The organism is Streptomyces sp. NBC_00637 (assembly GCF_045161545.1).
Taxonomy (GTDB): domain Bacteria; phylum Actinomycetota; class Actinomycetes; order Streptomycetales; family Streptomycetaceae; genus Streptomyces.
This window is the reverse complement of record NZ_CP109046.1, coordinates 6,123,687-6,144,939: the sequence shown is the minus strand read 5'-3', so window position 1 is coordinate 6,144,939 and position 21,253 is coordinate 6,123,687. Positions and strand designations below refer to the sequence as shown.

Annotated in this window: 13 protein-coding genes and 1 pseudogene; 4 read left to right on the top strand and 10 right to left on the bottom strand. The window is 70.2% G+C overall.

Annotated elements, in window-relative coordinates:
* The first annotated feature begins 73 nt into the window (after window positions 1-73).
* Window positions 74-763, top strand: a complete 690-nt coding sequence (locus OG440_RS26885; RefSeq protein WP_406009352.1) for a TetR/AcrR family transcriptional regulator — start codon at window positions 74-76, stop codon at window positions 761-763.
* A 19-nt stretch (window positions 764-782) separates the two neighbouring features.
* Here the strand turns inward: OG440_RS26885 and OG440_RS26880 are convergent, their stop codons facing one another.
* From OG440_RS26880 to OG440_RS26840, 9 genes and pseudogenes are all read right to left on the bottom strand, one after another.
* Complete coding sequence (locus tag OG440_RS26880) at window positions 783-1,145, bottom strand: 5-carboxymethyl-2-hydroxymuconate Delta-isomerase (RefSeq protein WP_406009351.1); 363 nt, start codon at window positions 1,143-1,145, stop codon at window positions 783-785.
* A gap of 36 nt (window positions 1,146-1,181) precedes the next feature.
* A complete protein-coding gene (locus OG440_RS26875) occupies window positions 1,182-2,804 on the bottom strand; it encodes a SpoIIE family protein phosphatase (RefSeq protein ID WP_406009350.1) in 1,623 nt (540 codons plus the stop codon).
* Window positions 2,805-2,947: 143 nt separating this feature from the next.
* Complete coding sequence (pulA, locus tag OG440_RS26870) at window positions 2,948-8,365, bottom strand: pullulanase-type alpha-1,6-glucosidase (RefSeq protein ID WP_406009349.1); 5,418 nt, start codon at window positions 8,363-8,365, stop codon at window positions 2,948-2,950.
* Between the two features lie 293 nt (window positions 8,366-8,658).
* A pseudogene (locus OG440_RS26865) lies at window positions 8,659-9,633 on the bottom strand (non-reducing end alpha-L-arabinofuranosidase family hydrolase); the annotation flags it as partial.
* A gap of 273 nt (window positions 9,634-9,906) precedes the next feature.
* Window positions 9,907-11,283, bottom strand: a complete 1,377-nt coding sequence (locus tag OG440_RS26860; protein WP_406009348.1) for an alpha-amylase family protein — start codon at window positions 11,281-11,283, stop codon at window positions 9,907-9,909.
* 166 nt (window positions 11,284-11,449) lie between these two features.
* On the bottom strand, window positions 11,450-13,138 hold the full coding sequence (locus OG440_RS26855; RefSeq protein ID WP_406009347.1) for a glycoside hydrolase family 13 protein: 1,689 nt from the start codon (window positions 13,136-13,138) through the stop codon (window positions 11,450-11,452).
* A 223-nt stretch (window positions 13,139-13,361) separates the two neighbouring features.
* Window positions 13,362-14,267 (bottom strand): sugar ABC transporter permease, encoded by a 906-nt coding sequence (locus OG440_RS26850; RefSeq protein WP_406009346.1) that lies wholly within the window; start codon window positions 14,265-14,267, stop codon window positions 13,362-13,364.
* A gap of 13 nt (window positions 14,268-14,280) precedes the next feature.
* Window positions 14,281-15,288: a carbohydrate ABC transporter permease gene (locus OG440_RS26845; RefSeq protein WP_406009345.1), complete on the bottom strand. Its 1,008-nt coding sequence runs from the start codon at window positions 15,286-15,288 to the stop codon at window positions 14,281-14,283.
* 113 nt (window positions 15,289-15,401) lie between these two features.
* A complete protein-coding gene (locus OG440_RS26840; protein WP_406009344.1) occupies window positions 15,402-16,676 on the bottom strand; it encodes an extracellular solute-binding protein in 1,275 nt (424 codons plus the stop codon).
* Between the two features lie 397 nt (window positions 16,677-17,073).
* On the opposite strand from OG440_RS26840, the gene OG440_RS26835 reads away from it, so the two are divergent.
* Window positions 17,074-18,108, top strand: a complete 1,035-nt coding sequence (locus OG440_RS26835) for a LacI family DNA-binding transcriptional regulator (RefSeq protein ID WP_406009343.1) — start codon at window positions 17,074-17,076, stop codon at window positions 18,106-18,108.
* A 131-nt stretch (window positions 18,109-18,239) separates the two neighbouring features.
* Window positions 18,240-19,100 carry a phosphatase PAP2 family protein gene (locus OG440_RS26830; protein WP_406009342.1) on the top strand — a complete coding sequence of 287 codons (861 nt, stop codon included), beginning with the start codon at window positions 18,240-18,242 and terminating at the stop codon, window positions 19,098-19,100.
* Window positions 19,101-19,163: 63 nt separating this feature from the next.
* On the opposite strand, the gene OG440_RS26825 is transcribed toward OG440_RS26830, so the two are convergent.
* On the bottom strand, window positions 19,164-20,060 hold the full coding sequence (locus OG440_RS26825) for a LysR family transcriptional regulator (RefSeq protein ID WP_406009341.1): 897 nt from the start codon (window positions 20,058-20,060) through the stop codon (window positions 19,164-19,166).
* Between the two features lie 71 nt (window positions 20,061-20,131).
* Here OG440_RS26825 and OG440_RS26820 point away from each other — a divergent pair, with 71 nt between their 5' ends.
* Complete coding sequence (locus tag OG440_RS26820) at window positions 20,132-21,247, top strand: DMT family transporter (RefSeq protein WP_406009340.1); 1,116 nt, start codon at window positions 20,132-20,134, stop codon at window positions 21,245-21,247.
* Window positions 21,248-21,253 lie beyond the last annotated feature (6 nt).

Here is a 21,253-nt window from a genome sequence, read left to right as displayed (position 1 = left end):
ACGTGATGAATCGGGTGAACGTCTGCGCCGATCCCGTCCGTTCTGGGCCGGATCCGATCGGTAAGGTGTTTGCATGACTACCGGGGTTCGTCGCAGAATGGGAGTCGAGGAGCGTCGGCAGCAGTTGATCGGCGTCGCCCTCGAACTGTTCGCCCAGCGCTCGCCCGACGAGGTCTCCATCGACGAGATAGCCGCGGCCGCGGGCATCTCGCGCCCCCTCGTCTACCACTACTTCCCCGGCAAACTCAGCCTGTACGAGGCCGCGTTGAAGCGGGCCTCGGAGGACCTGGCGGGCCGGTTCGCCGAGCCGCACGAAGGGCCCCTCGGCTCCCGGCTGCTCCGCGTGATGCGCCGCTACTTCGACTTCGTCGACGCGCACGGCCCGGGTTTCTCCGCCCTCATGCGCGGCGGCCCGGCGGTCGGCTCCTCCACCACGAACGCCCTCGTCGACTCCGTACGCCAGAACGCCTACGAGCAGATCCTGTCGCATCTGGGCATCGCCGACGCGCCCCCGCGCCTGGAGCTGATCGTCCGCTCCTGGATCTCGCTCGCCGAGTCGACCGCGCTGATCTGGCTGGACGGGCGGCGCATCCCCCGCGAGGAGCTGGAGGTCCAGCTCGTCCAGGACTTCGCCGCGCTGACGGCCGTCGGCGCGGCCCACGACGACGAGCTGCGCACACTGCTGCGCCCCGTGCTCGGCGGCGAGCCGGCCGACGGGCCGTTCGGCGACCTGGTCACCCGGCTGATCGCCCTGGCCTCCTGAGCCGCCGGACCGGCAGCCCTCAGCCCTCGTACTTGCGGTACGACGGGTCGAGGTCGCGCACCTCGGCGGAGGCGTGCAGCACGAAACCGTCCTGGGCCACGTGCTCGCGCAGCAGCTCCAGTACGGCCTCGGTCAGCCTGGTCTTCGTCTCGTCGGTGCGGCCGGCCAGGAGCCCCAGCGTGACGTGGACGACCGCGTGCCCCCGCTCCTCGGGGTCGTCGTAGCCGAACGCGGTGAACTCGGCGGGCCTGAACAGGGTCTTGCAGGCTTCCGGCTTGGCGGCGGCGATCTCCACGACCGAGGTGTGCAGGGCCCGCGCGAACCCCGTCCGGTCGAAGGCGGACGCCATCGTGGTCGAGTAGTCGACGGTGATCTGCGGCATGGGAACTCCTGTTTGGGGGCGGCAACAACGCCCACCCTAATTCGTCAGCCGCAGCGCCAGCATCGCGATGTCGTCCTCCCGGTCGTGACCGAAGCTGGTGAGGAGGGTGTCGCACAGCGCGTCCAGGCCCGGCATGGCGCCGATGGCCGCCGCGCGAAGCTGCTCCATCGACACCGCGAGGTCGGTGCCCCGGGTCTCGATCAGACCGTCGGTGACCATGAGGAGCCGGTCGGTGGGCTCGAGGAACAGCTCGGTGGGCGCCGGGTGGGGCACCCCGAGGCCGAGCAGCGGGCCGGCCGCCTTGACGTAGTCGGCGCCACCGGTGTCCCGGACGATCAGCGGCGGGATGTGCCCCGCGTTGGCGATGCGGGTCCGTCCGGTGCCGGGATCGATCAGGACCAGACAGACGGTCGCCGTGACCTCGGGGTGGTAGAGCTGGAGCATCCGGTCCAGGCGCCCGGCGAGCACGGCCGGGTCGCTCTCGTCGACGCAGTAGGCGCGCAGCGCGTGCCGGATCTCGACCATGACGGTGGCCGCCTCGAGCGAGTGGCCGACGACGTCACCGACGGCGGCCAGCACCCCCTCCCCGGTGCGCAGGGCGGCGTAGAAGTCGCCGCCGATCTCCGCCTGCCGGGACGCGGGCACATACCGGACGGCGACGTCGACGCCCGGCAGCTCGGGCAGCTTCTGCGGCCGGGGCAGGAAGCTGTGCTGGAGGGTGAGCGCGACGTGCCGCTCGACCTGGTACATGAGCAGGGGCTCGGCGGCGAGCGCGGTGGCCTGGGCGAGCCGGGCCAGCCGTGACTCGGTCTCGGGGTCCACCCGGCGGACCTCTCGGGTGGGCATGGCCAGACATACCGAGGACGCGCCGTCCTGGGTGGGGAGGAGCACGAGCCGGGCGTCGTGCGGCACCCCGGGCCGGAAGAAGCCGGCGGGCCACAGCGGCGCGGGCACCGTGGTGATCCGTACCCCCGCCTGGCCGTGGGTGAGCCGCCGCAGCAGGGCGACGACGGCCTGGTGGGCGTCCTGGTCCGGCAGGGCGAGCGAGGTGCGGTTCTTTGAGGTGCCGCGGTGCAGCGCGTCGTCCGGGCCGAGGACGAAGACGGCGGCGGGGGCGCCGGTGAGGCGGGCGGTGCCCTCGGCGGCGGCGTCGGCGAGTTCCTGCGGGGAGCGCGCCGCCTGGATGCCGACGATCGCGTCCGACAGCAGCGACAGCCGCCGTGCCGCCGCCTGGTCGTCGGCCCGCAGCCGCGCGGCCCGGACGGCCGCCCGGACCACCGCGTCGATCTCCTCGGGCTCGGCGGGCATCGCCAGGTGGGCCTCACCGCCCGCGTCCAGTCCCTCCCCCCGGTCGCCGGGGGCCACGTCACCGGCCGAGAAGTGCACGACGGGCAGCCCGGCCATGTGCGGCCGGGCCTTGAGCCGGCGGCACAGTTCGAAGCCGCTCATGTCCGGCAGTTCCACGTCGACGAGCGCCACGTCCGGCAGGGCGCCCTTGCGCCGCCGTACGTCCAGTTCGACGAGTGCCTCGTGGCCGGTGCCGACCGCGACGACCTGGTGACCGGCGCGGCGCAGCACCACCCCGAGGGCGAACCGGCCGGCCGCCGTGCGGTCCACGACCAGCACGGTCGTGCCTGCCCGTCTGTCGTTGACGTCCATCTGCCGACCCTCGGACCCTCACACTTACCGGTGGAGCAGACCGGCTCGAGGTCTGCTCCACCAAGGTAGTGCCCCTGTCCAGGGCGTGTCCGCAAAGTAGCGCCGGCTGCCCGGAGGGCAGGGCGGGACTTTGCGGACACGCCCTAGGGGGTCGTGCGGGAGAACACCGCGACGGTCCTCCCCGGCACGGCGAACGTGCCGGAGTCCGTCACGTACGACGCGGTCTTGACGGTGGGGTCCGTCCCCGCCGCCTGCACCGGGTGCAGCCGGTATCCCGTCCCGGCGAGCGCGTCGACGGTCTGTTTCGTCGCGGTCGGCGTCGCGTTGAACACGACGACCAGGTCACCGAGTTCCATGGTGATCACCCCGGGCGTCTCGTCCGTCCCGGACAGCGGGAAGGAGAGCTCCGACTGCACCCGCCCGGCCGTGCCGAGGGAGAACGCCTTCTCGGTGGTGCGGATCTTCAGCAGATCCCGGTAGGCGGCGGAGGCGGTGGTGATCTGCGGGCAGCCCACGCCGACGGTGGTCAACAGGGGCTTGGCGTAAGGCCACTTGGAGGCGTTGTCGACGGCGGGCGGCAGTCCCCGCCCGAAGCCGTTGCCGGCGGCGCAGTTCCAGTGGATGGCGTTGAACCAGTCCCCGCTGTCGTAGGAGTTGCGGTCCAGGGATTTGGAGCGCAGCAGGTCGGTGCCCGCCTGGGACAGGGCCGGGCCCTGGGAGAGCGCGGCCGTGGCCATGGCGAGGACCTGCATGCGGGAGCGGTCCGCCGCCGGGGTGTCCTGGGGCAGCTTGAACGCCAGCGCGTCGAACAGCGACTCGTTGTCGTGCGCGTCGACGTAGGCGAGGGCGTCGCCGGGCGCGTCCGCGTAGCCGGCCGGGGCGCCGTTGTAGTCGACCTCGGCGCCGGTGACCTCCTTGCCGCCGGTGCCGGTGAAGCGGTACGCGGCGAGGTTCCCGGACAGACCGACCTTGATGAGGTCCTGGTAGTGCAGCAGCCGGGCCTTCTGTTCGGCCGGGGTTCCGTTGGCGGTCGACGCGTTGGGGTCGGTGTAGAGCCCGGAAGCGAAGCCCTGGACACCCGGGTCCTCGTCGAAGGGGCCGCCGCCGCGCACGGCGTCACGCGCCCGGTCGGAGAAGGTCGCGACACCGGTGCCCGCCATGTTCTTCTGCGTGGCCTGGACGAAGCGGGCGTCGTCGGCGACCTCGCCGAAGTTCCAGCCCTCGCCGTAGAGGATGATCTTCTTGCCGTCGACGCCGTCCTTGGCGGGGGTCAGCGCGTCCAGCGCCTTGCGCACCGCGAGGATGTTGGCCTTGGGGTGGTGTCCCATGAGGTCGAAACGGAAGCCGTCGACCTTGTACTCCCGGGCCCAGGTGACGATCGAGTCGACGACCAGCTTGCCCATCATCGCGTTCTCGGTGGCGGTGTTGGCACAGCAGGTGCTGTTCGCCACCGAGCCGTCGGCGAGCAGCCGCTGGTAGTAGCCGGGGACGATCCGGTCGAGGACGCTGGTCGCCGCCTGGCCGCTCGCCGCCGTGTGGTTGTAGACCACGTCCATGACGACCCTGAGGCCCTCCTGGTTCAGCGACTCCACCATCCGGCGGAACTCGACGGTACGGGCGGTCCCGTCCGGGTCACCGGCGTAGGAGCCCTCGGGGACCGTGTAGTGGTACGGGTCGTACCCCCAGTTGTAGGCGTCCTTCGCGGCGGTCGCGGTCACGCACTCCTGCTGCTTCTCGGAGTCGGCCGGAGAGGAGGCCAGATCGCAGTCCGGGACCGACTGCGCGGCCTTGTCCTCGGCGATGGTGGCGATGTCGAAGACGGGCAGCAGGTGGACGTAGGACGTGCCCGCCGCCGCCAGCTCCCGCAGATGCTTCGAGCCGTCGCTGCCCTGGTCCGCGAAGGCCCGGTAGGTGCCCCGGTCCTGGGCGGGGACGGTCGTGTCCGCGACGGAGAAGTCCCGGACGTGCAGTTCCTGGATCTGGGCGTCCTTCAGCGGGACGGCCTTCGGCTTGGTCAGCGTGGACCAGCCGCCGGGGGCGAGGGCCTTGTCGTCGAGGTCGACGACGAGACTGCGCGCGGAGTCCGTGGTGAGGGCGACCGAGTAGGGGTCGGTGACCTTGTTGCTGACGACCTTGCCGACCGTGGGCGCCCACACCGTCACGGCGTACCGGTAGGGCTTGTTCTTCCAGGACCTGGGGCCGGTGACGGACCAGACGCCGGTGGCGTCGTCGCGCTTCATCCGCACGGTGGAGCCGTCGAGCTCCAGGGAGACCTGCTGTGCGGTCGGCGCCCAGACGGCCAGGGTGGGCCGGCCGTCGTGGAAGGTCGGCCCGAGCCGGGCCTTGGTCGCGCCGGGGTACAGGTCGTCCAGCGCGCCCGCGATCTGTACGCCGGTCGCCGCCAGTACGGCGCCGTTCACGGCCCGTTGGGTGGCGACGACCTGACCGCCGAGGGCTTCCCGCACCCGGTCCCGGTCGCGCGGGTCGACGGACCAGGCGGTGTAGGCCTCGAGGTGCGGATAGGCGGCCTTCTGGGCGTCGGTGAGGGCCGTCCTCGTCAGCCGGAGCCACTTGGCGGACCCGGTGAGCGTGCCCTTCGCGACCGCGATCGAGCCGTCCCGGCTGTACAGCAGCTGGGTCGAGGCGGCGGCCTCGGAGCCGTTCCAGGCGACGGTGTTCCGGTCGATCCAGACCGCCTTGGACGTGGTCAGGTCGAGGGCTGCCGCGGAGCCGGCCGGCTGCGGGAGCAGGTACTTCTCCTGGCCGTTCAGCAGCCACACCTCGTGGCCGTTCGCGGCGAGGTCCAACGACCGGTCGGACGGGAGGTCCTTCTCGTCGCCCTTGTGGAGGATGTAACTCAGGCTGGTGGCACCGGCGGTGAGCGGCACCTCGAAGACCGCGCCGTACGCGTCGGTCGTGGTGGGCTTCAGCGGGTTCGACCACTCGGTGGGGTTCGCGGCGCCGGTCCAGGTGTGCAGACCCCAGCCGGTGTAGTCGCCGTCGGCGCGGTGGTAGTGCAGGACGGCCTTGGCGGTGTCCTGGGCGGGCAGGTCGGGCTTCTCAGTGAGGGCGCCCTCCTTGCCCTGCTCGATCCAGACCTCGCCGGTCTTCGTGACGTCGATCGTCCGGTCGGCGGAGACGTCCTTGTCGCCCTGTTTGTCGATGACCAGGTAGCCGACGGACGAGGCGCCCGGCTTCAGCTTGACGTAGGCGAAGGCCCCGTACGCGTCCCGGCCGACGAAGGGGTGGCTGTCCGGCCAGGTGGTCGACTCGCCGTCGGCGAGGTCGCCCCAGGCGTACAGGCCCCAGTCGGCGTAGTCGCCGTCGGTGCGCTTGTAGTGGACGATCGCGTAGTCCCGGGAGGAGGCGGTGGGGACCTCCTCGGCGGGCGGGGTGCCGGTGACGGAGGCCGCGGTGGCGCTCGCCGTGTGTCCGGCCGAGTCGACGACGACCGCCTTGTAGCGCAGGGCGGTGCCCGCGGGTACGTCCGCGTCGACGGTCTGGGTGACCCGGTAGGGGGCGTGGTCGGCGGAGCCGAGGGTCTGCCACGTGCCGTTGCCGGTCTGGGCGGCGAAGACGACCCGGTTGAGCCGACCGCCCGTCACGTCGGCGTTCAGCTCGACGGTGCCGGTCGCGCCGGCGGCGGGGGCGTGCAGGGTGACGGTCGGCCCGGTGGCCGGGGCGGGCAGCCTGCGGGCGGCCTTGAGGACGACGGCCGAGCCCGCGGGAACGGTTACCGTGATTTTCCGGTCGGCGCCGGCGGCGACCGTTTCCCCGGTGCCGTAGATCCCGCGGAACGCGGTGTTCGCGGAACCGGTTTCGAAGGTCGCTTCCTGCGCCGTGCCCGCGTTGTTGAAGGCGACGACGTACTCGGTCTTGTCCTTGCCGGTGCCGTTGCGGGAGAAGGCGTAGACGCCGGCGCCGTCGGCGGCGTAGCGCTCGGTCTGCACGCCGTCGGTGAGGGCGGGGTTCGCCGCGCGCAGCCGGGAGAGCTCGCTGATCTGCCGGTACAGCGGGGCCTTGGTGTCGTAGGCGTCGCTCGCGTGGGTGCGGTCGGTGCCGATCTCGTCGTCGTCGAGGTAGTCGGCCGTCTTCGAGGCGAACATCGTCTGGCGGGCGTCCTTGTCGCCGCCGGCGCCGGTGAAGCCCTGCTCGTCGCCGTAGTAGACGACCGGGTTGCCGCGGCTGAGGAACATCAGCTCGTTGGCGAGCTCGTCCTTGGCGAGGAGTTCGGCGTCGGTGGCCTCGGGGTTGTCCTGGTTCAGGAAGTAACCGATGCGGCCCATGTCGTGGTTGCCGAGGAAGGTGACCTGCTCGTAGGCATTGGCCTTGTCGGTCGTGTACTTGTAGTCGTCGGCGAAGACCGAGGCGAGCTTTCGCGCGCTGCCGCCCTGGGAGGCGTACTGGCGGGCCGCCTCCTGGAAGGGGAAGTCGAGCGTGGCGTCCAGGCGGCCCTGGGTGACGTAGGGGGACGTGATCGACGTGTCGGCGGAGTAGACCTCGCCGAACATGAAGAAGTCGTCCCGGCCCTGCTTGGCCGCGTAGGCGTCGAGGGCGGTCGCCCACTGGGTCCAGAACTCCATGTTCACGTGCTTCACGGTGTCGATCCGGAAGCCGTCGATCCGGAAGTCCCGCACCCAGCGCTGGTAGATCTTCTCCATCCCGCTGACGACCTCGGGACGCTCGGTCCACAGGTCGTCGAGGCCGGAGAAGTCCCCGTACGTCGTCGACTCGCCGGCATAGGTCGAGTCGCCGCGGTTGTGGTACATCGTCGGGTCGTCGAGCCAGGAGGGGACCTTGGCGGTCTTCTGCGCGGGGGTGACCGACGGGGTGCGCGGGAAGGAGCCGGCGTCGACGGCCGGGAACTTCGTGCCGCCGTCCGCGTAGTCGGCGTCGTCGAAGGGCTCGCCGTCCTTGGTCAGGTACGGGAAGGCGCCTTTGGACAGGTAGTCGTAGGACTTCTCCTCGTAGTCGACGACGTCGGCGGTGTGGTTGGTGATGACGTCGAAGAAGACCTTCATGCCCTTGGCGTGCGCCTTGGAGATGAGCGTCTCCAGGTCCTTGTTGGTGCCGAAGTGCGGGTCGACCTGGGTGAAGTCGGTGATCCAGTAGCCGTGGTAACCGGCGGAGGCGTTGCTCCCGGTGCCCTGGACGGGCCGGTTCTTGAAGATCGGCGCCATCCAGATGGAGGTGGTGCCGAGGCCCTTGATGTAGTCGAGCCGCCGGGTCAGGCCCTTGAGGTCGCCGCCCTGGTAGAAGCCCTTGTCGGTGGGGTCGTAGCCGGTGGTGAGGCGTGAGCCGGTCAGTCCGCCCTTGTCGTTGGCGGTGCTGCCGTTGGCGAAGCGGTCCGGCATGACGAAGTAGAACTGCTCACGGGTGTCGTCGTGCCGGGCCGGGGCGGCGGCCAGCTTCGCGTCGGACGGCGGTGGGGGCGGACTGGCCGCGTGCGCCGCGAGGGGCTGCACGAGGGCGGCGGCCAGCGCGGCCACGGCGACGGCCGCGACCCGTCGGGCTGGTGGCGCGGTGCGGCGCGTCGGGGGCGCCGGCCATCTCGGTATCACAGGCGGGAACTCCTTGCGATTACGGCTCTTTTGGGTCCGACCCCGACGCCGCGGGACGGCTTCGTCGCCGGGCGCCCGCGTGACCGTATCGCTGACGAAAGGTTTACAGCAAGAGGCTTGCAACTCACGGCAAGAACTTTCACCGAGACCTTGAGGCGCCCTTCCCGACCGTCCTTCGGTACGCCGAGAATGACGGCTCCGGGAACGTGACCCGGGAGTCCGGGGCGAACCGCTCGTGCACGGCAGGCAGTTCGTCCGGATACTCCACGAGCGACACCTGGAAGTGAGCGGACTCAGCAGTTCGAGTTGGTCTGCGTGAGCAGTCCCAGCCGCCACGGCAGTGTGTTGTACGGGCCCGTGGCGGCCGGGTTCATGCCCTGGTAGAGGTACTGGAGCCGGCACGGGTCAACGGTCAGGGTCTGGTCGGCGCCGGCGCGGATCATCTCGCCGTGACTGATGTCCTGGGTCCAGGCCGCGCCGTCGAAGGTGACGTTCGTCGAGCGGGCGAAGGGGTTGGTCTCCGAGTCGGCCAGGGCGGTCCACGTCCCCGTCAGGCTGGTCGCCGTCCAGGACCGGAAGTACCTCTTGCCGTTGCCTCCGATCGCCTCGACGAGCAGCAGATAGGTGTTGGAGGTGCTCAGCTTGTAGACGTTGGCGGCCTCCCAGAGGCGGTACCTGTTGGAGTCCTGCATCACCATGACCGTGTTGGTGAAGCCGTTCGGGAAGTTCGCCAGGGTGGTCTGCGAGCGGTAGAGATGGCCGTTGTCGTCGGAGGAGAACAGGTAGCAGTTCACGGTGCCGCAGATGGTCCAGAAGTCGACCCAGTAGCCGGTTCCGATGTTGTCCTTGACGATCTGCGGCATGCCGTCGGCGTAGAACTTCTTCGGCGCGGTCCACGACGCCGGATTCGCGATGTCCGTGGTCGTCGAGTACGCCGCGTTGTCACCGGTCTGGTAGACGAGGTACCACAGTTTCTGCGGCGCGAACCAGAACACCTGCGGGGCCGCTTTGTACCCGGCGCCGATCGCGCTCTGGTCCAGGTGGTACTGCGGGGCGGAAGCCGCCTGCGACCAGTCCGTGAAGTTCAGGTACACCATGCTGTACGCGCCGGTGCTGCTCGCGGTGCTGGCGAACACGTGCCACTTGCCGCCCGCGTACACGACCGACGGATCCTTGATCGCGCTGATGTTGTGGCCGGCGTCCGACTTCGGGGCGATCAGCGCCCCGCTCGACTTCCACTGGAAGCTGCCCGGCAGGGCGGTGGCCGCCGCCGAGGACGGTGCCGTCGATATCCCGAACAGCAGGGCGAGGCCTGCGAGCAGGGCCCCCAGGTGCCGTGTCACGCGCATCGCGACTCCTATCGTCTGGTGGTGCGGCTGACCAGGGAGCGGGCCGGCGCAGCATGATCCATCCCATTATGGGAGCGCTCCCATAGCAGTGCGGAACGTAGAGCCGTGTCATGAGGCCGTCAACCCTGCGCGCACCACTACCGCGTACCGCGCACCGCCTGTGGCGACGGCGCGCGGTCGCGTGGGGGCGGCTCAGCAGCTCGACTTGCCCGCGTAGATCGCCAGCGCCGTGTTGGCGCCCAGGGTCGCCGTGAACTGGCCCGATCCGTTCACGGTCACGGTCGTGTTGCTCTGCACGTTGCAGTAGGTGCCGGCGGCGAGGGACGTCTGGTACGTGCGGGTCAGCGAGCCCGACTCGTGGTTGATCGCGACGTAGCCCTTGCTCCCCCGCCCGAAGGCGATCGCGTCGCCCCCGTCGTCCCACCAGTCGGTCATCGCCGCGCCCCGCGTGGCGTTGCGGAAGGCCACCATGCGCATGATCTCCGGCCAGGCGTGCTGGCACTTCCAGCCGTTCTGCCAGCAGGCGCTCACGGCACCGCCGTCGGGCGGACCGGCGTCCGCGTCCGACCACTCGTACCCGGAGTCGATGTCCGGGGACCCGTAGGGATACGCGAGCATGAAGACATTGGCGAGCGTGTAGTTCGCGCCGTCCTTGTAGGTGAGGGTCGACCCGTTGCGCTCGGTGTCGTGGTTGTCGACGAACACGCCGGCGACCGAGCTGCTCAGATACCCCCAGCCCTCGCCGTAGTTCTTCAGGTAGGCCAGGTTCTCGCTGTTGAAGACCCGCTTCAGGTCGTAGGCGTAGCGGAACTCCTGGACGTCGCCGTTGCCCGTGTACTCGGTCGGCTGGACGGCCTCTCCGCTGCCGTAGATGACCTCCTGCTTCCAGTACACGCCCGGATTCGTCAGCCGCGACTTGATGGCGGCGAGGTCGGCGGTGTCGATGTGCTTGGCCGCGTCGATGCGGAAGCCGTCGACCCCGAGGGTGAGCAGGTCGTTCATGTACCCCGCGACGGTCTTGCGGACGTACTCCTCGCCGGTGTCCAGGTCGGCGAGGCCGACCAGCTCGCAGTGCTGGACGTTCCAGCGGTCGGCGTAGTCGGTGATCTGGGACGTGCAGTCGTCGAAGTCGTACGAGGAGTACAGGCCCGGGTAGGCGTACTTCGTGTACGACGAGCCGCCGGTGCCGGTGCCGCTGCCCGCGGCCATGTGGTTGACGACCGTGTCGACCACGACCTTCACCCCGGCCGCGTGACAGGTGTTCACCATGCTCTGGAACGCCGCGCGGTCGCCGAGCCGGCCCGCGATCTTGTAGCTGACGGGCTGGTACGACGTCCACCACTGCGAGCCCTGTATGTGCTCGGCGGGCGGGGAGACCTGCACGTAGCCGTACCCGGCGGGGCCGAGGGTGTTGGTGCACTCCCTGGCGACCGAGGCGAAGTTCCACTCGAAGAGGACGGCGGTGACGTCCTTGGTGCCGGGAGGGGCGGCGGACACGGTGGTGGGGGCCATGACGACGGCCGCGGCGGCCAGGGCGAGGGCGCCCGAAAGGGGTCTGCTGCTTGCCATGTGGGGGTTCCTTCTCCGTTGAAGGCTTTTGCTGCAATCTTTCAGAAACCTTGCAGTGGCGCGATGTTAATGGCTCGTTGGCCGAAAGAACAGAGTCGGAGAAGGCGTTGTGGAACGCGAAAGGTCCGCCGCTCCCCCAAGAGCGGCGGACCTCGTAGGAGGGGTGTCAGGCCGTCGCGAACCAGACCGTGGTGTCCGCCGGCAGCTTCGCCTCGCCGTCGTTCGTCTCGGTGACCTCATCGCTCGCGAGCAGCACCTGTCCGTACGCCGGCGTCGTCACCGACTCGCCCGTCGTGTTCGCCACGCACACGAACTCCCCGCGCCGGAAGGCCAGTACGCCCGCCGGTGCCTTCAGCCACTCCACCGCATCGCCCGCGCCCAGATCGGGCCGCGAGCGGCGGATGCCGAAGGCCGAGCGGTACAGCTCCAGCGTCGAACCGGGCACGCCCTGCTGTGCCTCGACGCTCAACTCGCCCCAGCCGGACGGCTGGGGCAGCCAGCTGCCGCCCTCGCCGAAGCCGTACGACGAGCCCTCGCGCGTCCAGGGGATCGGCACGCGGCAGCCGTCACGGAAGCCGTCCTGGCCCGCGCCGCGGAAGTACGCCGGGTCCTGCCGCACCTCGTCGGGCAGGTCCACGACGTCCGGAAGGCCGAGTTCCTCGCCCTGGTAGACGTACGCCGAGCCGGGGAGCGCCAGCATGAGCAGCGTGGCCGCCCGCGCCCGCCGCAGACCGACCTCGCGGTCGCCCGCCGTGCGGATCTGGGTGCCGAGGCCGGGTGGGTTGGCGAAGCGGGTGGCGTGCCGCGTCACGTCGTGGTTGGACAGCACCCAGGTGGCGGGGGCGCCGACCGGGCGCATCGCCTCCAGGGTGCGGTCGACGACCTCGCGCAGCTGCTCCGCGTCCCACTCGGTGGACAGGTACTGGAAGTTGAAGGCCTGGTGGAGTTCGTCGGGGCGGACGTAGTTCGCGGTGCGCTCGACGGTCGGCGTCCAGGCCTCGGCGACAAAGATCCGCTCCCCCGAGTACTCGTCGAGGATGAGCCGCCACTGACGGTAGATCTCGTGCACGCCGTCCTGGTCGAAGAACGGCATGACATCGTTGCCCAGCAGCTTGAGCTGCTCGTGCGAGCCGAGGTCGGGGAGGCCCTGCGCCTTGACCAGGCCGTGGGCCACGTCGATACGGAACCCGTCGACGCCCATGTCCAGCCAGAACCGCAGCACGGAGCGGAACTCGTCGCCCACCGCGGGGTGTTCCCAGTTGAAGTCGGGCTGCTCCGGGGCGAAGAGGTGCAGGTACCACTCGCCGGGGGTGCCGTCCGGCTCCGTGACCCGGGTCCAGGCGGGGCCGCCGAAGATGGACTCCCAGTCGTTGGGCGGGAGTTCGCCGTCCGCGCCCTTGCCGGGACGGAAGTGGTAGCGGTCCCGGAGGGAGGAGCCGGGGCCTTCCCGCAGCGCCCGCTTGAACCACTCGTGCTGGTCGGAGGAGTGGTTGGGGACCAGGTCGACGATGATCCTCAGGCCCAACTGCCGGGCGTCCCGGATGAGCGCGTCGGCGTCCAGGAGGTTGCCGAACATGGGGTCGACCGCGCGGTAGTCGGCGACGTCGTAGCCGGCGTCGGCCTGCGGGGAGGCGTAGAAGGGGCTGAGCCACACGGCGTCCACGCCGAGGTCGCGCAGGTACGGCAGGCGGGAGCGTACGCCTTCCAGGTCGCCCATGCCGTCGCCGTTGCTGTCGGCGAAACTGCGCGGGTACACCTGGTAGATCACCGCGTCCCGCCACCAGTCACGGCGCTTGGCGACGGTGGCGACAGCCGAGGTGGGGGTGGGGGCCGGGGCTGCGGGCTGCTGGCTCATGGCTTCCTTGTACGTAACGGTGTCGTGGTCATGGGGCTTGGGGCTCGACTTCGTTTTTTCGAGGCGAGGGATTTCAGGGCCGAGTGGTGTCGGAGGGCGCTCGGTCTTCGGGCCGTGTGGTCTCAGGAGGCGATGATGAGGCGGCCGCGGTGCCGGCGGGGTCGGATGGACACCGCGGCCGCCACCCGCGCGCCCGAGGGCACGCGGGAGTCTCGTGAGGGGCTCAGCCCTTGGTGCCGCCCGCCGTCAGGCCGGTCACCAGGTTCTTCTGCACGAGGTAGAAGAACACGGCGGCGGGTATCGCGATCAGCACGGCCGTGGCGGCCATGAGGTTGCGCTGGGCGTCGTGCTCGCTGACGAAGGACTGGAGACCGACGGCGAGGGTGTACTTGTCGTCGCTCAGCATGAACGTCGAGGCGAAGGCGACCTCGCTGAAGGCGGTGAGGAAGTTGTAGAACGCGGCCACCGCGAGACCGGGCTTGGCGAGCGGCAGGATCAGCCGGAAGAAGGTGCCGAACGGGGTGAGCCCGTCCACGCGTCCCGCCTCGTCGATCTCGAAGGGGATGGTGTCGAAGTACCCCTTGAGCAGCCAGGCGCTGTACGGGATGACCGTCGTGCAGTAGACGAGGATCAGGCCGAAGTAGTTGTCGATGAGCTGGAGGTCCGAGAGGATCTGGTACATCGGCACCATCAGCACGGCGACCGGGAACATCTGGGTGACGAGCAGCACCCACATGAACTTCTTGTATCCGGGGAAGCGCATCCGGGAGACGGCGTAGCCGGTGGTGGCGGCGATGAGCACGCCGATGGCCGTGGTCCCCAGCGTGACGATGAGCGAGCTCTTCAACCAGTCGAAGAACTGGGTGTGCTGGAGGACGAACGAGTAGTTGTCGAACGTCATCTTGTCCCAGATGCCGCCCGGGTGCAGATAGTCGTCCGTGTCCGGGCCGAGGGACAGATAGACCAGCCACGCGATCGGGAAGAGCGCGATGACGCTCGCGACGATCAGGATGCCGTGGGAGGCGAGGGAGCCGGCGAGGGTGTTCTCGCCGCGGCGCCGGGCCCGGCGCGGGGTCTTCGAGCGCTGCTCGCTCAGGGGGGCGGAGGTCTCGGCGGTGGTGCTGGTCATGGGAACTCCTGCCTCAGATCGCGAGCTGCTGCTCGTTGCGGTTCAGCCAGCGGCGGTAGAACGAGGTGAAGACGATCAGGATGGCCAGCAGCAGGATGCCGTAGGCGGCCGACTGGGCGAAGTCACGCGGCTGCTGTCCGAAGCCGAGGTAGTACGCCCAGGTGACGAGGATCTGCGCGTCGGGGGCCGTGTTGCCGAACAACAGGAAGATCACGGCGAACTGGTTGAAGGTCCAGATGATGCCCAGCAGGACGACGGTGGAGCTGACGGACCGCAGGCCGGGCAGGGTGACGAACCGGAAGCGCTGCCAGGCGCTGGCGCCGTCCATCTCGGCCGCCTCGTAGAGGGAGGCGTCGATGGCCTGGAGGCCGCCGAGCAGCGAGATCATCATGAACGGCACACCGCACCAGGTGTTGACCATGATCGCGGCGAACCGCTGCCAGAAGGTGTCCTCGAGCCACATCGGCGAGGGTAGGTGCAGGGCGTCGAGCATGGAGTTGATGATGCCGCCGTCGGCGAGCATGAACCGCCAGCCGAAGACGGTGACGAAGGTGGGCACCGCCCACGGCAGCACCAGGATCAGCCGGTACAGGGTCCGCCCGCGCAGCTTCTGGTTGAGCAGGAGCGCGAGGCCGAGTCCGATGCCGTAGTGCAGGGCGACACAGGCCGCCGTCCAGACGATCGTCCAGATGAAGTGCGACCAGAAGCGGTCGTAGGCCGTCGGGCCCCAGAGGATGTCGGCGTAGTTGTCGAGGCCGATGAACTTGTAGGTGGCGTCGATGTGGTTGACGCCGATCGTGCGCGCGGTGTTCAGGCTGTTGGCATCGGTCAGCGTCAGGTACAGGCCGTACACCAGGGGGTACAGCACGAGCACGCCGAGGACGACCGCCACCGGGGCGATCATGGCGTACGCGTACCAGTGCTTCTGGTAGCCGCGCCTCAGGCGCCCGGCCGGCCCGGGCTTCGGCTCACGGTCACCGCGGCGCTTCTTGCCGGTCGCGCGGTCGATGGCGACTGTCATGGTTCGACACCTTCTGGATCTTCACGCTGGATCGTCGAGGGGGGTACGGCTCACAGGTCGGTGGCCGCCGGATCTCTCCCCCGATGTGTGAGAGATCCGGCGGCCACACGGACTCACTTGCTGAAGTCCGGCACCAGCTTGGCGATGGCGAGTTCAGCGGCGCTCAGGCCCTTGTCGAGGGTCTCCTTGCCACCCGCGATCTTGGGCAGTTCGGTGTCGAGCGGACCCCAGAGGGAGCTGTACTCCGGCAGCGCCGGGCGCGGCTGGGCGGCGGACAGGACCGTCTGGTAGCCGGCGATGCCCGGGTCGGCCTTGACAGCGGCGGTGTAGGCGTCGTCGCGCGTCGGCAGCGTGGAGTTCTTCTGGGCGATGGCGGCCTGGCTCGTCGCGGAGGTCATGAAGTTGACGAACTTCAGCGCGGCGGCCTGGTGGGCCTTGTCCGAGCCGGCGTAGACCGAGAGGTTGTGGCCGCCGGTCGGGGCGCCCGCCGTACCGGCGGAGCCGGCCGGGACGGTGGCGATGCCGAGGTTGTTCTTGTCCGTGAAGGCGCTGCCCTTGTAGAAGTTCGTGATCTCCCACGGGCCCTGGACGATCGCGGCGACCTTGCCGTTGACGAACGCGTCCTGGATGTGGGCGTACGCGTCGGCGGTGGTGTCGGCCTTGTGCAGGCCCTTGCCGTCGAACAGGCCCAGCCAGGTGCCGTACGCCTTCTTCGCCTCCGCCGAGTTGACGGTGATCTTCTTGGCGTCGGCGTCGACGGTGTCGGTGCCCTCGCCGTAGAGGAAGGACTGGGCGTAGTAGGCCTGGGTGGAGCCCCAGTAGCCGTCGACGCCGGTCTTGGCCTTGATGGTGGCGGCGGCGGTCTTGAGGTCGTCCCAGGTCTTGGGGGCCTCGGTGATGCCGGCCTTCGTGAAGAGCGCCTTGTTGTAGACCAGCGCGAGCGTGTCCGTGACGATCGGCACGCCGTACGTCTTGCCCTCGTACTTGGCCTGCTCGATCAGGTTCGACTTGAACTTGGCCTGGTCCTTGAGGGCCTCGGTGCCGTCCAGCGGCAGGAAGAAGCCCTTCTTGGCGAAGGCGGGGGTCCAGCCGACCTCGGAGCGCAGCACGTCCGGGGCACCGGAGGCGCCGGCGGCCGTGTCGAACTTGTTCTGCGCCTGGTCGAAGGGCACGTTGACGTACTTGACCTTGACGTCCTTGTTGGCGGCCTCGAACTGCTTGACCAGAGCCTGGTACGTCGGCGCCTCATTGGTGGCGTTGGAGGTGTCCCACCAGGTGATGGTGACCGGCCCGGACGATTTGTCGCTGCCGCTGTCGTCCCCGCCGCAGGCCGTCGCCGCGAGGGCGAAGGACGCCACCAGCGCGGTGGCCGCTATGCCACGCCGCATGAGTTTCTCCTTGAGGGTGAGAGCCCGTTTAGCTACAGGAAGCGGTCCCGTCCGCTGTCCTGCCGACTCCGACCGCGCCGTTGCTGCCGTCGGGCGACGTGAACGTAACAGCCATGTAAGCGGCACGAAAGACCTTGCAGAAAAAAAGTGCAAGAGAACTCCGAAGTTATCCGCACGTGACCCCTGCGTGACCTCCCCTCGACCGCTGTGAGACCGTAGTTGTCGCGGTTGAGGGGCCTCCCGGCGGGGCACGGGCCGCTGTGCAAGACTCTGCAAGCTCTTGCCATCACTTTCATGAGGGAGCGCGATGACGCAGCAGCCCGCGGGCCGTTCAACAGGTCGCCCACGGCGTCCGATTGGTGTGCAAGTCAGCACCCGACCGGTACAGTCCACCCCTGTGACCACACGGCTTGCCGACATCGCTGCGCAGGCGGGGGTGAGCGAAGCGACCGTCAGCCGCGTTCTCAACGGCAAGCCCGGTGTCGCCGCCACCACCCGCCAGTCCGTGCTCGCCGCTCTGGACGTCCTGGGCTACGAGCGCCCCGTCCGCCTGCGCCAGCGCAGCGCGGGTCTGGTGGGCCTCATCACGCCGGAGCTGGAGAACCCGATATTCCCGGCCCTGGCCCAGGTCATCGGACAGGCGCTGACCCGCCAGGGCTACACCCCGGTCCTCGCCACCCAGACCCCCGGCGGCTCCACCGAGGACGAGCTCACCGAGATGCTGGTCGACCGCGGGGTCGCCGGCATCATCTACGTCTCGGGCCTGCACGCCGACACCACGGCCGACATGCAGCGCTACGAGCAGCTGCGGGCGCAGGGCGTCCCCTTCGTGCTGGTGGACGGTTTCTCGCCGAAGGTCCAGGCGCCGTTCATCTCCCCCGACGACCGCGCGGCGATGACCCTGGCGGTCACCCACCTCGTCTCGCTCGGCCACACCCGGGTGGGGCTGGCGCTCGGCCCCAAGCGGTTCGTGCCGGTCCAGCGCAAGATCGAGGGCTTCGTCAGGGCCGTCCAGGAGCAGCTGGGCCTGCACCCCGAGACGATCGAGACCGACCTGGTCCAGCACTCCCTCTACACCCTCGAGGGCGGCCAGGCGGCGACCACGGCACTGATCGACCGGGGCTGTACGGCGATCGTCTGTGCCAGCGACATGATGGCGCTGGGCGCGATACGGGCGGCCAGGCAGCGCGGCCTCGCGGTGCCCCAGGACATCTCGGTGGTCGGCTTCGACGACTCCCCGCTGATCGCCTTCACGGACCCGCCCCTCACGACCGTCCGCAAGCCGGTCCCCGCGATGGGCCAGGCCGCCGTCCGCACGCTCCTCGAGGAGATCGGCGGGACTCCTGCGCCGCACAGCGAGTTCGTGTTCATGCCGGAGCTGGTGGTGCGCGGTTCGACCGCTTCGGCGCCCGGGGACCGCAATCGTCCGTAGGGCGGACACATCCGGGGTTCGTCCGGTACGCCGGCAGTAGACGCGGGGGTCCGCTCGCCGTAGAAAGTGCGGGCCGAACCCGACCGGGGGATGATCGGGCGAAGAGGTCTTTTCTGGCAGACTTTGTGTCCATGGGTGAATCGACTGTGACGCCATTGGAAGGCCGTGACCAGGCCCTTCCAGACCCCGTCACGGCCCCGCCCCGGCAGCGCCGCCTCGACCGGCTGCGCAGCCCCCGCCGCCCCCGGCTCTGGTTCGAGATCCTGCTCATCGCGGTGAGTTACTGGACGTACTCCCTGGTGCGCAACGCGGTCCCGGAGCAGCGCTCCGAGGCGCTGCGCAACACGGACTGGATCTGGCGCGCGGAGCACGGCCTGGGCATCGCCGTGGAGGAGTCGGTCAACCACGCGGTGAACTCGGTGACCTGGCTCATCGTGGGCATGAACTACTACTACGCGACCCTGCACTTCATCGTCACGCTGGCCGTCCTGGTCTGGCTCTACCGCTGTCATCCCGGGCGCTACGCGGCGACGCGCCTGGTGCTGTTCGCGACCACGGCGGTGGCCCTGGTGGGCTACTACCTGTATCCGCTGGCGCCCCCGAGGCTGATGCCGGGCGGCGACTTCCTCGACACGGTGATGATCCACCAGACCTGGGGTTCGATGGCCTCCGGCGACCTCAAGCACATGTCGAACCAGTACGCGGCGATGCCGTCCATGCACATCGGCTGGTCCCTGTGGTGCGGTCTGACGGTGTGCGCGCTGGCCCGGCTGCCCTGGGTACGCGTCCTCGGTCTGCTGTACCCGGCGGCGACCCTCGTGGTGATCGTCGCGACGGCCAACCACTTCTGGCTGGACGCCGTGGGCGGCCTGCTGTGCCTGGCGTTCGGCTTCGCGGTGGCCCGCGTCTGGTACGGCGCCTGGCCGTACGCCCTGCCGAGGCGGGTGCCGTCCGGGAGACAGGGCAGGCCCCTGCTCCCCACGAGGACCTGACGCGCCGGGCGGACCTCCGGACCGGGTGCCCGGGGTTCGGGGCCGGTCGGCACGGCGGGCACCTCACGGGGCTTCGGCGGCCCCTCTCAGCGCGTCGATGAACGCGTCCAGCGCGGGCTGCGGTGGGGCCGTCTCGCGGACCACCGCCTGGATGGCCCGCACCGGCGCCGGGTCACGCACCTCCCGCACGACGACCCCCGGATGCCTGCTGCCGAGCCCCAGCCGGGGCACCAGGCCGACGCCGAGCCCGGCGGCGACGAACCCCTGGGCGGTCACGTAGTCCTCGCTCTGCACGACGAACCGGGGCCGGAACCCGACGGCCGCACACGCGTCCAGCTGTGCGTCGAGACAGGGCCCCGGCCACTCGCTCCCCACGAACGCCTCCTCGGCCAGCTCCGCCAGCCGCACACTCCGCCGCCCCGCGAGCCGGTGCCCGCGCGGCAGGACGGCGAGATAGGGATCGTCGAGCAGATGCAGCAGCCGCACGCCAGCGTCCTGCCGTCCCTCCCTGCTCACCCGCAACGCCAGATCGGCCCGCCCCTCGCGCACCTCGGCCAGCGGGTCCGCGGGATCTGCCGTCAGTTTCAGCTCGATCCGGACGTCGGGATGCGCCTCCCGCAGCCGTGCCACGGCCGGCGCCACCAGCCCGGCCCCCGCGGTCGCGAAGTACCGCACCACCAGCCGCCCCGTCCGCCCGGCGAGCAGGTCGGCGAGCGCCGTCTCGGCCTCGGCGACCTGCCGCCCGATGGCGTCCGCGTACTCGGTGAGCAGCAGTCCGGCAGCGGTGGGCCGTACGCCCCGGCCGACCCGCTCCAGCAGCGCGGCCCCCGCCTCCTTCTCCAGGGCGGCGATCTGCTGGCTGACGGCGGACGGCGTGTACCCCAGCGCGGCCGCCGCCCCCGTCACCGACCCGTTCCCGACGACCGCCCGCAACACCTGCATCCGCCGCACATCAAGCATGCAGTACAGCTTAACGAATCATCCAGAACATTTCACTTGTCCTCAAAGGTCGGGCGGGCGACGGTAGAGCCATGCCCCTCGCCTCGACGCTCCGCATGGCCGCGCTCGCCCTCTTCTGGGGCTCCGGTTTCCTCTGGATCAAGCTGGCCCTGACCCACGGCCTGACACCCGCCCAGATCACCATCGTCCGGTGCGCCCTCGGCACGGCCGTCCTGCTGCTCCTCGCCCGCAGGGCGGGTCAGCGCCTCCCCCGGTCCCGGTCCACCTGGGGCCACCTCGCCGTGGCCGCCCTGTTCTGCAACGCGCTGCCCTTCGCTCTCTTCGCCCTGGGCGAGCAGCACCTCGACTCGGGCATCGCGGGCGTCCTCAACGCCACGACCCCCCTGTGGTCGCTCCTCATCGGCATCGGTCTGGGCACGGACCGGGCCCTGCGCCCCGTACGCCTGACCGGTCTCCTCCTGGGTTTCGCCGGCACGGTCCTGATCTTCGCTCCCTGGCACCACGAGGGCCTGTGGAGCCTGCCCGCCCTGTACCTGCTGGGCGCGGCCGCGAGCTACGCCGTGGCCTTCGCCTACATGGCCCGGCACCTGACGGCCTCCGAGTCCCCGATGGCCATGTCGGCGGCCCAGCTCCTCGCCGCCACGACCTGGAGCACCCTGGCCCTCCCCGCGGCCGGCGCCTTCCGTCCGGACGCCACCGCCCTGCTCGCCGTCGCCGCCCTGGGCGTCCTCGGCACGGGCGTGACCTTCTACCTCAACTACCGGCTGATAGCCGACGAGGGCCCCACCACGGCGGCGACGGTCGGCTATCTGCTCCCGGTCGTGTCGGTGGCGCTGGGCGCGGCGGTCCTGGGCGAACAGACCGGCCCGCGCGTGCTCACGGGCATGGCGGTGGTGCTGGTGGGCGTGGGGCTGACCCGGCGGAACACGGCGTCGCGTACGCGCGGGTCGGCGGGAGCGCGGGACGCGGGTGCGACCGGGGTTCCGCCCAGGACCGCGACGGCGGGTGCGATCGCGACCGCGGACGCGGCGGAGGGCAGCACCGCGGGTGCGACCCAGGACGCCTCGCAGGGCAGGACGGAAGGGGCGACCCAGGGCGCGGACGGCACGGCAGTGGAGGCGACCCGGGACGCGGCGGTCGTCATGGCACAGGGCGCGGCACCGGCCGTCGCCCGGCTCCGCCGGTAGCCGCGC

What these genes read in the sequence shown, in the direction of transcription:
- OG440_RS26885 (WP_406009352.1), top strand. Translation starts at nt 74, where the DNA reads ATGACTACCGGGGTTCGTCGCAGAATGGGAGTCGAGGAGCGTCGGCAG.
- OG440_RS26860 (WP_406009348.1), bottom strand. Translation starts at nt 11,283, where the DNA reads ATGGCAAGCAGCAGACCCCTTTCGGGCGCCCTCGCCCTGGCCGCCGCG.
- OG440_RS26840 (WP_406009344.1), bottom strand. Translation starts at nt 16,676, where the DNA reads ATGCGGCGTGGCATAGCGGCCACCGCGCTGGTGGCGTCCTTCGCCCTC.
- OG440_RS26830 (WP_406009342.1), top strand. Translation starts at nt 18,240, where the DNA reads ATGGGTGAATCGACTGTGACGCCATTGGAAGGCCGTGACCAGGCCCTT.
- OG440_RS26855 (WP_406009347.1), bottom strand. Translation starts at nt 13,138, where the DNA reads ATGAGCCAGCAGCCCGCAGCCCCGGCCCCCACCCCCACCTCGGCTGTC.
- OG440_RS26875 (WP_406009350.1), bottom strand. Translation starts at nt 2,804, where the DNA reads ATGGACGTCAACGACAGACGGGCAGGCACGACCGTGCTGGTCGTGGAC.
- OG440_RS26825 (WP_406009341.1), bottom strand. Translation starts at nt 20,060, where the DNA reads ATGCTTGATGTGCGGCGGATGCAGGTGTTGCGGGCGGTCGTCGGGAAC.
- OG440_RS26820 (WP_406009340.1), top strand. Translation starts at nt 20,132, where the DNA reads ATGCCCCTCGCCTCGACGCTCCGCATGGCCGCGCTCGCCCTCTTCTGG.
- OG440_RS26880 (WP_406009351.1), bottom strand. Translation starts at nt 1,145, where the DNA reads ATGCCGCAGATCACCGTCGACTACTCGACCACGATGGCGTCCGCCTTC.
- OG440_RS26845 (WP_406009345.1), bottom strand. Translation starts at nt 15,288, where the DNA reads ATGACAGTCGCCATCGACCGCGCGACCGGCAAGAAGCGCCGCGGTGAC.
- OG440_RS26850 (WP_406009346.1), bottom strand. Translation starts at nt 14,267, where the DNA reads ATGACCAGCACCACCGCCGAGACCTCCGCCCCCCTGAGCGAGCAGCGC.